The sequence below is a fragment of the Providencia sp. TYF-12 genome, assembly GCF_041344805.1.
GTDB lineage: Bacteria > Pseudomonadota > Gammaproteobacteria > Enterobacterales > Enterobacteriaceae > Providencia > Providencia huashanensis.
On the sequence record NZ_CP166833.1, the window covers coordinates 3,627,448 to 3,641,518 of the forward strand.

General features: G+C 41.5%; 13 protein-coding genes. 1 reads left to right on the forward strand and 12 read right to left on the reverse strand.

The genetic code is table 11. The features are described 5' to 3' along the window. From fabZ to rpsB, 12 genes are all read right to left on the reverse strand, one after another. Entirely contained in the window at positions 1 to 453 is a 453-nt protein-coding gene (gene fabZ, locus ABE954_RS16805) for a 3-hydroxyacyl-ACP dehydratase FabZ (protein WP_042848977.1), read from the reverse strand. 128 nt (positions 454 to 581) lie between these two features. After that, entirely contained in the window at positions 582 to 1,619 is a 1,038-nt protein-coding gene (gene lpxD / locus ABE954_RS16810; protein WP_042848978.1) for a UDP-3-O-(3-hydroxymyristoyl)glucosamine N-acyltransferase, read from the reverse strand. A 3-nt stretch (positions 1,620 to 1,622) separates the two neighbouring features. Further along, positions 1,623 to 2,117: a molecular chaperone Skp gene (gene skp / locus ABE954_RS16815; protein WP_042848979.1), complete on the reverse strand. Its 495-nt coding sequence runs from the start codon at positions 2,115 to 2,117 to the stop codon at positions 1,623 to 1,625. Between the two features lie 89 nt (positions 2,118 to 2,206). After that, the gene (gene bamA, locus ABE954_RS16820; RefSeq protein WP_042848980.1) at positions 2,207 to 4,621 is read right to left on the reverse strand and encodes an outer membrane protein assembly factor BamA; all 2,415 of its coding nucleotides are present in this window, start codon (positions 4,619 to 4,621) and stop codon (positions 2,207 to 2,209) included. A 42-nt stretch (positions 4,622 to 4,663) separates the two neighbouring features. Next, the gene (rseP, locus tag ABE954_RS16825; protein WP_042848981.1) at positions 4,664 to 6,016 is read right to left on the reverse strand and encodes a sigma E protease regulator RseP; all 1,353 of its coding nucleotides are present in this window, start codon (positions 6,014 to 6,016) and stop codon (positions 4,664 to 4,666) included. Between the two features lie 8 nt (positions 6,017 to 6,024). Further along, entirely contained in the window at positions 6,025 to 6,885 is an 861-nt protein-coding gene (gene cdsA / locus ABE954_RS16830) for a phosphatidate cytidylyltransferase (RefSeq protein ID WP_042848982.1), read from the reverse strand. A 12-nt stretch (positions 6,886 to 6,897) separates the two neighbouring features. Further along, positions 6,898 to 7,650 carry a polyprenyl diphosphate synthase gene (gene uppS / locus ABE954_RS16835; RefSeq protein ID WP_042848983.1) on the reverse strand — a complete coding sequence of 251 codons (753 nt, stop codon included), beginning with the start codon at positions 7,648 to 7,650 and terminating at the stop codon, positions 6,898 to 6,900. Between the two features lie 186 nt (positions 7,651 to 7,836). Beyond that, positions 7,837 to 9,030: a 1-deoxy-D-xylulose-5-phosphate reductoisomerase gene (gene ispC / locus ABE954_RS16840; RefSeq protein ID WP_042848984.1), complete on the reverse strand. Its 1,194-nt coding sequence runs from the start codon at positions 9,028 to 9,030 to the stop codon at positions 7,837 to 7,839. Between the two features lie 146 nt (positions 9,031 to 9,176). Continuing rightward, positions 9,177 to 9,734, reverse strand: coding sequence for a ribosome recycling factor (gene frr, locus ABE954_RS16845; protein WP_042848985.1), 558 nt, complete (start codon positions 9,732 to 9,734; stop codon positions 9,177 to 9,179). Between the two features lie 108 nt (positions 9,735 to 9,842). Next, a complete protein-coding gene (pyrH, locus tag ABE954_RS16850; protein WP_042848986.1) occupies positions 9,843 to 10,571 on the reverse strand; it encodes a UMP kinase in 729 nt (242 codons plus the stop codon). Positions 10,572 to 10,814: 243 nt separating this feature from the next. Continuing rightward, positions 10,815 to 11,666 carry a translation elongation factor Ts gene (gene tsf, locus ABE954_RS16855; protein ID WP_042848987.1) on the reverse strand — a complete coding sequence of 284 codons (852 nt, stop codon included), beginning with the start codon at positions 11,664 to 11,666 and terminating at the stop codon, positions 10,815 to 10,817. A 144-nt stretch (positions 11,667 to 11,810) separates the two neighbouring features. Continuing rightward, positions 11,811 to 12,536, reverse strand: a complete 726-nt coding sequence (gene rpsB, locus ABE954_RS16860) for a 30S ribosomal protein S2 (RefSeq protein ID WP_004257504.1) — start codon at positions 12,534 to 12,536, stop codon at positions 11,811 to 11,813. 680 nt (positions 12,537 to 13,216) lie between these two features. Here rpsB and map point away from each other — a divergent pair. Continuing rightward, the gene (gene map / locus ABE954_RS16865; protein WP_042848988.1) at positions 13,217 to 14,014 is read left to right on the forward strand and encodes a type I methionyl aminopeptidase; all 798 of its coding nucleotides are present in this window, start codon (positions 13,217 to 13,219) and stop codon (positions 14,012 to 14,014) included. Positions 14,015 to 14,071 lie beyond the last annotated feature (57 nt).

Sequence of the window (14,071 nt, forward strand, 5' to 3'; positions counted from 1 at the left end):
TCAGACCTCACGACGACGGGCGCACATCATTTCTGCTTCGCAGGCCACTTCTCCATCAACTTTTGCAACACCTTTAAAACGTGCTACACCACGGCGTTCTTTAATGAATTCAACCTCTAAGACCATTTGGTCTCCAGGTAGAACCGGACGTTTAAAACGTGCATTATCAATCGCAGCAAAATAGTACAGTTCACCAGGTTCTAATTTACCGGCGCTTTTAAACGCAAGAATACCTGTGGCTTGAGCCATTGCTTCTAAAATTAACACGCCAGGAAAAATAGGTTTGCCTGGAAAATGGCCTTGGAAAAATGGCTCATTAAATGAGACATTTTTTACTGCGCGCAAAGATTTGCCTTCTTCGAAATCTAATACACGGTCAACCAAAAGAAATGGATAACGGTGCGGAAGCAGTTCTAAAATTTCTTCTATATTCAGAGTATGATTATCACTCATCGAAATACTCTTCCTGTCTATTAATACGGTTTAATTAATGAATCGGCCCGCTTTAACCATAAATTAGGTTAACTGGCAGGCCGGAAAACGTAACTCAGATGACTATTTTAGCCTGAATTACAAAATGATTACTGATTTTTTTGATTTTGGCTATCTAATTCACGCTCAACATGTTTCAGTCGCTTATTCATCTCATTGATATTTAAGACTAAAGCAGCTGTTTTACGCCAAGCTTTATTAGGCTGTAAAGGAATACCTGAAGAGTAAACTCCCGGCTCAGTGATTGGTCTCATGACCATACCCATTCCCGTTACCGTTACCTTATCGCAAATTTCCATATGGCCATTGATTACACTGGCACCACCAATCATACAATAACGGCCAATTTTTAAACTGCCCGCCATGATGACACCACCAGCAACTGCTGTATTATCACCAATAATGACATTGTGTGCAATTTGACACTGATTATCGATGATAACCCCATTGCCAATTATTGTGTTATCCAATGCACCACGATCAATCGTTGTATTTGCGCCGATTTCTACTCGTGAACCAATAATTACGGTGCCTAATTGGGGGATTTTGACCCAATTACCACGATCATTTGCATAGCCGAACCCATCGGAACCAATCACTGTTCCGGATTGAACCAAGCATTGCTCGCCAATTTCAATATTGTGGTACACACTCACATTTGCCCACAAGCGGGTCTCTGCACCTATACGTGTGTTTTTACCCACAAAGCAACCTGCGCCAATCACCACGTTATCGCCTAGGATTACACCACTTTCGATAACGGCATTTGCACCTATTGCCACATTCTCACCGAGTTTTGCGTCTTCTGCAATCACTGCGGAGGGATGGATATTTTCAGCTGGGCTCGGAGTTGTATCCATAATTTGAGCCATGTGCGCATAAGCAAGGTATGGGTTATCCACAACCAATGCTGCGACTTTACAGGCTGCAAGATCTTTTGCTGTGAGAACAACCGCTGCAGCTTGGCAATCAGCCAATTTATCACTATAACGGCTATCAGATAGAAAAGTAATCTGTTGATTATTCGCTGAATGCATTGGAGCAATACTGGTGATGACAATATCGCCATCACCATGTAGTTGCGCATTCAACTGCTGAGCAAGGTCAGCCAATCGAATTGAAGACATCTATTATTTAACCTGTTTTTGAACCTGACTGGTGATGTCTACGCTATCTTTTGCATAAGCAACTGCATTTGCATCGATAACAACATCATAGCCTTCTTTAGCAGCTACAGATTTAATAGAATCCTGAATACGTGTTAAAATTTTAGTACGCTCTTCACCTTGACGACGACGGTTGTCTTCTTCAAATTTTTGAGCTTTTTCAGCGAACTGGTCACGTTTAGTCATGAGTTCTGCTTCAAGTTTTTCACGTTCAGTTTTCTTCATAGTTGCACCATCACGGCGCAATTTATCAACTCGAGCTTGTAAATCTTTCTCTAGATTTTGTAACTCAGTTGCGCGACTTTTGAACTCACTCTCAAGCTGTTTAGCAACGGCTTCACGTGCAGGCATTTTTTGGAAAATTTCACCAACATTCACAATAGCGATTTTCTCAGCATAAGCACCCGCAGACATTGCTAAAGCAATACTAACACCCGCTGCACACAACAATTTTTTCACACTAAACTCCTTAACCCATATGTATGGCTGGAAATTTTGGTTGCTCCCACAAAATTATGGGAGCCTTCATAGATAGAAACTAGAGTAGATTACCACGTTCTACCAATATTAAATTGGAACTGTTCTGATTTATCCCCTTCGTAGTCCTTAATTGGCTGCGCATAAGAGAATACCAATGGCCCAAGAGGAGACATCCATTGTAAAGCAATACCCGCAGAAGCACGGACATTACTTGCTTTACCATAGTCAGGCATACCTGCACGCCAAGCAGCGGGAATACTGTTCCAATTTGTGTCCCATACCGTACCAGCATCGACAAACAAAGAAGTACGAACAGAATTCGAATATTTCTCGTCAATAAATGGTGTAGGGGTAATTAACTCAAATGATGCTGCGTACATAGCATTACCACCGACCGCATCACTTGATGGACTTCCAGGTTCAGGTTGATCTTTACCATTAATTTTCTTCAGGTAAACCGCTTTCGGACCGATATTGTTCGAGCGGAAACCACGAATGGTGCTAGAACCACCCGCATAGAAGTTTTCATAGAATGGCATTTGCTTACTACCGATACCATCCCCATAACCCGCTTGTGCACGGCCAAGAACCACCCACGATTCGTCTTCATCCAATGGGTAATACTGTGCTGTATCAAAACGCAGTTTATAGTATTCGTTATCAGAACCAGGAATAGTCACTTTAGCAGACAAGTTAGTTTTATTACCTGATGTCGGGAAGAAACCGCGGTTTAACGAGTTGTAAGTCCAACCTAAGTTAAGCGTGAAGTCATCTGCATCAAAACTTTCTTTATTACGCCCATTTTCTGTGACTGGTGGGTTTTTACCCATAGAATCAAGGTAATCCCACATCGCAGCTTGTGCACGCATATCAGAAAGTCGGTTATGTACATAACCGGCACCAACACGGAAAGAGTTATTCTCATTGAATGGGAAACTTAAGAAACTATCTAAACCATACGTTTTGTTGTTATAGCCTGATAGATCTGCATCTTTCGCACTAAAATCATTATAGAAAATGCGCCCACCTAAACTCACACCGTTAACGGTGAAGTAAGGATCAGTAAATGAGAATTCAACGTTTGTTGAATAGTCATTCTTACTTGCGTTAATACCAACCGCATTCCCCGTTCCTAACCAGTTATCTTGTGTTACACCGACTTGGAAACTTACACCACTCTCAGTACCAAAACCGATACCAAAGTTCATAGAACCCGTATTACGTTCTTTAACTTTGTAGATAACGTCAACTTGGTCAGGGCTTCCTGGTACACGTTGAGTTTCAACATCAACAGTTTCAAAGAAACCAGTACGATTGAGGCGTTCTTTACCTAATTCGACAAGGTCATTACCAAGCCAAGCGCCTTCCATCTGACGCATTTCACGGCGCAGAACAGTATCTTTACTGGTATCATTCCCTTGGAAACGAATTTCACGTACATAGAAACGGTTACCAGCATCAATGTTGAGATGCAACTTAACTGTTTTATCTTCATCATTGATTTCAGGTTGAGTCATAACCCTAGGATAAGCATAGCCATAGCGACCAAACATTTCTTTAATTTGGTTTTCCATGCGTGTCACTTGCGCACCGTTATACAGCTCACCCGGAGTGATAGTGATTAGCTCTTGGATTTCAGCTAAGTGTTCTGCTGTATTACCATTAACCTCAACACCAGAAATTTTATACTGGTCGCCTTCGGTAATGTTAATCGTAATATAAATTCCTTTTTTGTCTGGTGTCAGACTAACTTGGGTTGAATCTATATTGAAACGAGCGTAACCGCGATCAAGGTAAAAACTGCGAAGTGTTTCTAAGTCACCCGCCAATTTTTGTTTCTGATATTTTTGGTCAGCAGCAAGGTTCCACCATGGTACATCATCACGCAATTGCAGTTTATTGACTAATTCTGCAGTCGTGTAATTTTTATTACCAACAATGTTAATTTGCTGAATTTGCGCAGAAACACCTTCAGAGAAAACAAATTTTAGGTCAACACGATTACGTGGTAAAGGCGTTACAACCGCTTTTACTGTCGCGTTATATTTACCTACACTGTAGTAAAAGTCTTCTAAGCCTTTTTCAATATTCGCAATTGTTGTGCGGTCAAGCGCCTCACCAACACGGATATTTGAAGCTTCCAAGTTCTGCTTAAGCATGTCATCTTTGACAGATTTATTACCTGTAAAAGTGATACTTGCGATAGTTGGGCGCTCTTTAACTTGAACGATCAGCGTGTTTCCATCACGCAGGACCCTAACATCTTCGAAGTTACCGGTTGAAAATAGGGAACGAATCGAACGACTGATATCTTCGTTATCAACCGAATCACCGACCCTAACTGGCATGTTCAATAATGCTGCACCAACGGCGACGCGTTGTAGACCTTCGAAACGAATGTCTTTAACTACGAATCCGTCTGAACTGTATGCAGTGGCGCTGCTGAAAAGCAGCGACGCTATGAGCAACTTTTTCATCGCCATCGTTGTTATGCGTATTCCTTACTGGTCCCCAGCTTATAAAAATTAGAAGCGAGAGAAATCATTAAAAAGTGCAAGTCCCATTAACAGAATCAATGCCATTGCACCTATCCGAAAACTAAAGTCTTGTACTCGCTCAGACACTGGACTTCCTTTAATTTTTTCAATTAACAAGAAGAGCAAGTGCCCCCCATCTAAAACAGGCAGTGGAAACAGATTGATGATACCTAAATTGACGCTAATAAGCGCAATAAACATCAAATAATACACCAAGCCTGATTCGGCTGATACCCCCGCACCTTTTGCGATAGATATCGGACCGCTTAAGTTATTGAGTTTGACATCCCCAACAACCAGTTTACCCATCATGTTGACCGTTAATTTCATTAACTGCCACGTTTTATCACTGGCTTGGTAAAACGCAGAAAATGGCCCATACTGCTGTACCATTTTATATTCATCCGCTAACGGTAACACTGAAAGTTCAACGCCCGCAAACCCAATTTTTTCACCACGCTGACCATTTTGGCTGTCAGGGGTTAGAGTGAGAGGGATCAAATGTTGTGACCGCTCTACCTCAAGTTTCAATGGTATTCCAGGGTTATTACGAATAATACGCGTCACTGGATTCCAAAGACCCAATGCTTCCCCGTTAACACTAACAATTCTATCACCCGGCTGTAAACCCGCACGTTCACCAGCCAAACCTTCAGTGACTTTTTGAATAACAGGGTCAATTCTCACAGATACTGGCATAATGCCAATAGACAGTATCGGGTCTTGTTTTTCTGGATCAAATTGCCAATTGGTTAAATCAACCGTTTTTGTAATCGGCTCACTGTAGCCCTGTGGCAATACTTGAGCCGTTAATTCACGGTCACCAATTTTACCGACCAATGCCAAACGCACTGAATTCCAATCAGGTGTTTCGATACCATCAATGGCTTTTAGTTCCATTTTTGGTTCAAAATTTGCTATGGCGGCGATAGAACCGCTTTTTACATCCTCAATAATTGGTTTCACCGAAGGAACACCAATCATAAATACTACCCAGTAGACAACAATAGCAAGTAAAAAGTTCGCAATTGGCCCTGCACTAACAATGGCAGCCCGCTGCCCAACCGTTTTATTGTTAAATGCTTGGTGCCGACGCTCAGGAGAAACTTCGCCAACTCGCTCATCAAGCATTTTGACATAGCCCCCTAGCGGGATCATTGCTAATACAAACTCAGTACCCTGTTTATCTACCTTACGCCATAACGTTTTCCCAAAACCAATGGAGAAACGCTCAACATAAACACCACAACGGCGAGCAACCCAAAAGTGCCCAAATTCATGTACTGTAATCAGCACACCAATCGCAATAATAAACGCCGCTAAGCTCCAAATAAATCCCATTTATCTTCCTAAAGACCAAAACCGTTAAAAACTAACAAATTTAGCCCAGCAAAAACTGGAATCGCTGCTGTCAGGCTATCAATTCGGTCAAGAATACCGCCATGCCCCGGAATTAAGTGGCTACTGTCTTTAATACCTGATTGACGTTTAAACATACTTTCTGTTAGGTCACCAAACACAGATACTACAACAACAATAATCGAAGTCACTAGCAAATAATCAGGCATCACAGGGATTGGTGCAAATGTGCTAAACAACCACGATATCACCCCTGCGGTAATCAAGCCCCCAATTAAACCTTCCCATGTTTTCCCAGGAGAAACTTTCGGCGCCATTTTATTCCGCCCAATGGTGCGGCCAAATGCATAAGCACCTGAATCAGCTCCCCAAACAAGTAACATAACGTACAATAACCACCATGCACCAAAGGATGTATCACTTTGATAACCAATAGTTCTAAGTACCATCATGCCGCAATAAAATGGAATAATAGTTAATGCACCGAACAGCAAGCGGACAATGACCGATTTACCCCACGATGCCGATGCAGGATAAGTCACGACTAAAAGAATTGCGACAACCCACCATGCCAGACCGGCCCACAAGCCGTAGAGGATCATCGGCTCAGAGGAAAATGATGTTATATCAGGAACAGCTAATTGAACCGCAAGCAATATTATTGCAAAAACAATAGCTAGCCCTATACGTTTAACTTGCGAATGCCAGCCTGCGAACTGCGCCCATTCCCAAGCACCTAATGCACAAACTGCAATCACGACAAAACCAAAATTTGCTGGAGAAAGCAAAAACAAAGCTGCAATAACGATTGGTATTAATACTATTGCAGTAAGTAAACGGTATTTCAGCACATCTTTCCCCTATTATTTGACGAGTTCATCATCTGATTCAGCTCCACCATAACGACGCTCGCGCTTACTAAAAGCATCAACTGCATCCTGAAACACCATTTCATCAAAATCTGGCCACAAAACGTTGGTGAAATAAAATTCCGCATAAGCGACTTGCCATAACAGGAAGTTGCTGATGCGATGCTCCCCTCCTGTTCTTATAACCAAATCGACATTTTCTTGATCATGCATACAAATTTCACTATTAATGGTTTCTTCATTGATATCATCAATAGAGAGTTCACCATTTTGTACTTTCGAAAATACCTGTTTCACACTGTTGGTTATATCCCAACGGCCACCGTAATTTGCGGCAATATTCAGTTTCAAACCTGTATTGTTTTGCGTGAGTGCCTCTGCCTTATCGATTCTTTTTTTGAGACGATCACTAAAACGACTTACATCACCGATAACCTTTAATTTTACATTGTTTTTATGCAGGTTTTTAACTTCATTGTCGAGAGCAAAAACAAATAATTCCATCAAAGAACTCACTTCTTTTTCTGGCCGTCTCCAGTTTTCACTACTAAATGCATACAGTGTAAGGGAGCTAATTTTATTTTTTACCGCAAAACGCACTGAATTACGAACAGATTCAACACCTGCCTTATGACCTGTAATTCTGAGTTTTCCTCTCTGTTTAGCCCATCGCCCATTACCATCCATAATGATAGCGACATGCTTAGGTATCATCGAATCAGAGAGATTTTCACCACTAGAGTTCATTAAATGTTAATCCTTGTGAGTACTGCTTTAAAAATACAGCCCAATAATAACCACTATTATTAAGTTTGCTGATAAGACACATCCTTAATTCGCTACAAAATACTATGTTATCTTTCTTTTTTTAAACACATCACATATTAAAGATATAATGTGGCTATCAGCAACTAAATAAATCACATACTGAGGTTAAACTGCCTGAGCGATTATTTTTACCGCATTTTTGCGGGCTTGCTCATCGATTTCTAAGACCTCATCAATAGAAACTGGTTCAGAAAAAACTTGTGCATCTAGTACTTTGTGGTTAATTTTTGCTATATCTGTAAAACGAATTTTACCGTTAAGGAAAGCGGCAACGGCCACTTCATTTGCTGCATTTAATGCAGTTGTTGCCGCTTGGCCTTCATGGCAAGCATCTATAGCTAACTTCAAACAAGGATAACGTTGATAGTCTGGCTGAACAAACGTTAATGATGAAAGAGTGGCAAAATCGAGAGGTTCTGCACCAGACATTATACGTTGAGGATAAGCCATACTATATGAAATTGGTGTGCGCATATCAGGCGTACCCAATTGAGCAATCACACTGCCATCTTTATACCGTACCATTGAATGGATAACTGACTGAGGGTGAATAATGACCTCCATCTGCTCAGCACTCGCATTGAAGAAATAACAAGCTTCAATATATTCTAGCCCTTTATTCATCATTGTCGCCGAATCTACTGAAATTTTTCTTCCCATCGACCAATTCGGGTGATTGCAGGCTTCATCAGGTGTCACGTTATCAAAATGAGATAATGGGGTATCTCTAAAAGGGCCGCCTGAGCCAGTTAAAACAATACTTGATATACCAGAAGCAGATAGATCAGCAAACCCTAAATTAAGCTGAATAACTTCAGGTAAGCTTTGAAAAATAGCGTTATGCTCACTATCAATAGGAAAAACTGTCGCATTGTGTTGACGAATCTCATTAAAGAATAAACGGCCACTCGTAATCAGAGACTCTTTATTCGCTAATAATATTCTTTTGCCTTTTCTGATCGCGGCTAAAGTAGGAAGTAAGCCCGCCACACCAGTAATCGCTGACATAACTTGGTCAGCATCGTCAAGCCCTGCGAGCTCAATTGCAGCTTGGTTTCCTGACAACACTTCCGTTTTATTGTTATTTTCAGTCAAAATAGCCCGTAATGCTTTGGCTGAAGACTCATCCGCCATTGATACATATTTCGGATTAAACTCAAGGCATTGTTTAGCCATTTCAGCAACGTTTTGCCCTGCGACTAAAGCAAGAATTTGAAATTTTTCGGGGTTTTGGCGAACAACAGAAAGTGTATTTGTACCAATTGAGCCTGTGGAACCTAGGATTGTCAGACGTTTCATAGTGATTGGTTACTCTGTATTAAATCAATACTGAGATTATATCAGCTTAGAGGTTAGAAAGGATTTTTTAATAGATATGAAAACAATAAAGCCACACTAACACATACTTTTTACGGTATGCTTTGGTGGCTTTATATCAAGATGGATTAAAACTCCATCAATTCCGTTTCTTTTTGCGCTAATGACTCATCAACTTTCTTGATGTAGCTATCAGTCAGCTTTTGGATTTCATCCTGTGAACGGCGCTCGTCATCTTCACTAATTTCTTTATCTTTCAGTAAAGCTTTGACTTTATCGTTAGCATCACGGCGAACGTTGCGAACTGCGATACGGCCTTGTTCTGCTTCACCACGAACCACTTTGATTAAGTCTTTACGGCGTTCTTCCGTTAATGGAGGAAGTGGAACACGGATAACTGTACCTGCCGATGAAGGGTTCAAACCTAAATCAGAAGCCATAATCGCTTTTTCAATAGCCGGTGACATGCTACGGTCAAAAACAGAAATTGCTAATGTACGGGAGTCCTCAACCGTCACGTTAGCTAACTGACGTAGAGGTGTTGCTGAACCGTAATATTCAACAGTGATGCCATCTAAGAGGCTTGGAGACGCACGGCCTGTACGGACTTTGCTAATTTGGTTTTTAAATGCTTCTAGGCTCTTTTCCATACGGTCTTGAGCATCTTTTTGGATTTCATTAATCACGTTTTCAACCCTTAAGAACTGGTTATTAAAGGCCGCGATGCGACCTCGCTTAAATAGTCTGAATTTATGTTAGATAATACATTTAAACTCAGGTTATGTCTCTGAGTATTAATTGTGAGAAATCAGGGTACCTTCATTTTCACCCATTACGGCACGGCGTAAAGCGCCCGGCTTATTCATGTTAAAAACACGAATAGGTAAGTTATGATCGCGCGCCAGAGTGAAGGCAGCTAAGTCCATCACTTTAAGTTCACGTTCCAGAACATCTTGATAGCTCAGGGTTTCATAAAGAACTGCTTCAGGGTCTTTAGCTGGATCTGCTGAATATACACCATCAACTTTAGTGGCTTTTAATACCACATCCGCTTCAATTTCAATCCCACGTAGACATGCCGCTGAGTCCGTTGTAAAAAATGGATTCCCTGTTCCGGCAGAAAAAATAACAACACGGCCGTGGCGTAATAAGCTGATTGCTTCAGCCCAGCTATAATTATCACAGACACCGTTTAGTGGAATTGCAGACATTAACCTTGCATTCACATATGCACGGTGTAACGCATCACGCATAGCGAGCCCGTTCATCACTGTCGCTAACATCCCCATGTGGTCGCCGACAACACGGTTCATGCCAGCTTGTGCCAAACCAGCACCACGAAACAGGTTACCACCGCCAATAACCACACCGACCTGTATACCCAGTTCTATGAGTTCTTTAATTTCCTGAGCCATACGATCTAAAACGCTAGCATCGATACCAAAACCTTCTGCACCTTGTAAGGCTTCGCCACTTAATTTAAGCAGAATACGTTGATAAACGGGTTTTGCATTGGTTGCCATGGTGTTCTGTCCTAACAGATTATTTATTGGGGTAACACACGTAGAATAATGGTTTTCTACGTACCTAAATTTAAAATTAGAATACGACAGTTATACACTAAATAGTTCGAGCTACATGTTGCTGTTATGTCAACGGCTCCGAGGGCGGAGTTATTCTCCGTTTGCAGTCGTAAAACAAGGCTAATACAGCTTGAAATATAACGTGTATAAAACAGAGCCGCCAATCGGCGGCCCTTAAGTTGCTTACTTGCTCATTGCAGCAACTTCTGCTGCAAAGTCAGTTTCAACTTTTTCGATACCTTCACCAACTTCATAACGGATGAAGTTAGAAACAGTAGCACCTTTTTCTTTCAGTAAGTCACCAACAGATTTGCTTGGGTCCATTACGAAAGGCTGGCCAGTCAAAGAGATTTCGCCAGTGAATTTGTTCATGCGACCAGTAACCATTTTTTCAGCGATTTCGCGTGGTTTACCAGATTGCATTGCGATGTCTAACTGGATTTGATGCTCATGAGCAACAACATCCGCAGGTACATCATCTGGAGTCACATATTCAGGTTTGCTTGCAGCGATGTGCATAGCAATGTGTTTTAGTAATTCTTCATCTGCGCCTTCGCCAGCGACTAAAACACCAATACGAGCACCGTGCAGGTAGCTACCTACTTGTGCGCCTTCCAGAATATCAACACGACGGATATTGATATTTTCACCGATTTTAGCAACTAAAGTTGTACGAGCTTCTTCGAATTTTGCTTTCAGCGCTTCGATATCTGCATTTTTGTCCGCAACAACAGATGCTAAAACTTCTTTACCAAATGCTAAGAAACCAGCATCTTTAGCAACGAAGTCAGTTTCACAGTTCAGCTCGATCAGAGCGCCTGTTTTGCCATCGTTGAAAACTTCGGTCAGGATAACACCTTCAGCTGCAACACGACCTGCTTTTTTAGCCGCTTTTGCTTGACCTGATTTACGCATGTTATCGATCGCTAATTCGATGTCGCCATTAGCTTCAACAAGTGCTTTTTTACATTCCATCATACCTGCGCCAGTACGTTCACGCAGTTCTTTTACCAATGCAGCGGTAATTCCAGACATGTTATTTATTCCTCGATATTCCCCGTGAGAGTCTTCCTCACGTGGATAGTTCTGATTCATATATAAAAGGGGCCTTTATCAGGCCCCTTCTAACATATAGCAGTACCTGTATAGCAATACCTATAAATAAGGACTTAAGCCTTATTATTCAGCTTCTACTAAGCTTTCTTCTGCTTGAACAGCCAGATCTTGTGAACGGCCTTCACGAACGGTGCTTGCTACAGCGCCCAGATACAGTTTGATTGCACGGATTGCATCATCGTTACCAGGGATAACGAAATCGATACCATCTGGATCAGAGTTAGTATCTACGATAGCAAATACTGGGATACCCAGATTGTTTGCTTCTTTGATAGCAATGTGTTCGTGGTCTGCATCGATAACGAACAGAGCGTCAGGTAAACCGCCCATATCTTTGATACCGCCTAAGCTGTTTTCTAACTTACCAAGTTCACGAGTACGCATCAGCGCTTCTTTCTTGGTCAGTTTATCGAAAGTACCGTCTTGCGACTGAACTTCTAAATCTTTCAGACGTTTGATTGACTGACGAACAGTTTTCCAGTTAGTCAGCATCCCACCTAACCAACGGTGGTTAACGAAATACTGATCACAGCTGTTAGCAGCTTCTTGAACGGCTTCGCTTGCAGCACGTTTAGTACCGACAAACAGAATTTTGCCTTTACGAGAAGCAATTTTAGTTAACTCAGCCAAAGCTTCGTTGAACATTGGAACAGTCTTTTCCAGGTTGATGATATGAACTTTGTTACGAGCGCCGAAAATGAAAGGTTTCATTTTTGGGTTCCAGTAACGAGTCTGGTGACCAAAGTGTACGCCCGCTTGTAACATATCGCGCATGGAAACAGTTGCCATTTAATACCTCTGTATATAAGTAATTGGGGTTATGCCTCCACAAATCCCATGCTACCGACTCTATGGCTGCGTTTAAACGCATAAGAGCACCCCGGAGCACGTGTCGATTTGTGTGTGTTATTACACAATTGAGTTTAAGTTTATCGCATATCCAATTTTCTATCCGACTAACAACATTTGAGCAGCATTCATTGATGCACAAAAAAGTGAGAAGAAATAATATGGATTGCCGGCGCGCTTTATACCATAAATCCAACTTAGAAGCCAACTTTTGTTGTTTTTTTCGCTAACAAAAATGACAAAAAAGCAGATTGATTAAAAAGCGGTTCACTCGGGAAATATGATATTCCCATTTAATCAATTATAGACGCTATTTGGGCAGGGTAAAAACGCTGGTAGAGTAAAAATCTTATTTTCTATCGGTGTTATTTCTTCGTTCAAGATATCTTCATCATTACTGTGCATTTTGTGCTATAAAACACTTAGGTTCGTATAGCCTCAGCGCCCTACTCACCTATCTAAAAAACACTTAATCTATCGGTTCCTATCGATAGCTAGTTGGCAGGAAATGCGGTGGCTGTTACCATAAGTGTTATTGATGTAAAAAAGGTACCAAACCTATTTTCACCCCCCTTTATTAAACATGCCATTAATATATGTGGCATGAATGGATTAAACTCATGGCTATTATTATCAAAACTGAAGAAGATATTCAGAAAATGCGTGTTGCGGGTAGGCTAGCAGCGGAAGTGTTAGAAATGATTGCGCCACATGTTGTGCCGGGCGTCAGCACTGGTGAATTGGACCGCCTCTGTCATCAACACATCGTTGAAACGCAGCAAGCTATCCCTGCCTGTCTTAACTATCACGGTTTCCCTAAATCCGTTTGTATTTCCGTCAATGATGTCATTTGTCATGGAATTCCTAGTGAAGATAAAATTTTAAAAGATGGTGATATCGTTAATATCGATGTTACGGTGATCAAAAATGGTTTCCACGGTGATACGTCTAAAATGTTCATTGTTGGGAAACCGACTATCCAAGGCGAGCGTCTTTGCCAAGTCACATTAGATAGCCTGTACTTAGCCCTACGTCTGGTTAAACCGGGTATTCGCTTACGCACCCTAGGAAAGGCCATCCAAGAGTTTGTTGAAAAACAAGACTTTTCAGTTGTACGTGAATATTGTGGCCATGGTATTGGCGAAGGGTTCCATGAAGAACCACAAGTTCTACATTATGATGCTGATGATAGTGGAGTGGTGCTACAAAAAGGCATGGCATTTACCATCGAACCTATGGTTAATACTGGCGATCACCGCATCCGTACCATGAAAGATGGTTGGACAGTCAAAACCAAAGACCGAGGTTGGTCAGCACAGTATGAACACACTTTAGTCGTTACTGATAACGGTTGTGAAATCTTAACATTACGTAAAGAAGAAGAGCCATTTATCTCAGCGGTTCTGGTTAACGCCTAATTCCAAGAAGGCCCCCTCACATTAGGGGGTTCTTTTTCTGTTCATTTTTACTAAAAA

Excerpts from the sequence above, each read along its gene's own strand:
- lpxD (WP_042848978.1), bottom strand. The coding sequence starts at position 1,619 with ATGTCTTCAATTCGATTGGCTGACCTTGCTCAGCAGTTGAATGCGCAA.
- fabZ (WP_042848977.1), bottom strand. The coding sequence starts at position 453 with ATGAGTGATAATCATACTCTGAATATAGAAGAAATTTTAGAACTGCTT.
- pyrH (WP_042848986.1), bottom strand. The coding sequence starts at position 10,571 with ATGGCAACCAATGCAAAACCCGTTTATCAACGTATTCTGCTTAAATTA.
- uppS (WP_042848983.1), bottom strand. The coding sequence starts at position 7,650 with ATGAACTCTAGTGGTGAAAATCTCTCTGATTCGATGATACCTAAGCAT.
- bamA (WP_042848980.1), bottom strand. The coding sequence starts at position 4,621 with ATGGCGATGAAAAAGTTGCTCATAGCGTCGCTGCTTTTCAGCAGCGCC.
- rseP (WP_042848981.1), bottom strand. The coding sequence starts at position 6,016 with ATGGGATTTATTTGGAGCTTAGCGGCGTTTATTATTGCGATTGGTGTG.
- ispC (WP_042848984.1), bottom strand. The coding sequence starts at position 9,030 with ATGAAACGTCTGACAATCCTAGGTTCCACAGGCTCAATTGGTACAAAT.
- tsf (WP_042848987.1), bottom strand. The coding sequence starts at position 11,666 with ATGTCTGGAATTACCGCTGCATTGGTAAAAGAACTGCGTGAACGTACT.
- rpsB (WP_004257504.1), bottom strand. The coding sequence starts at position 12,536 with ATGGCAACTGTTTCCATGCGCGATATGTTACAAGCGGGCGTACACTTT.
- map (WP_042848988.1), top strand. The coding sequence starts at position 13,217 with ATGGCTATTATTATCAAAACTGAAGAAGATATTCAGAAAATGCGTGTT.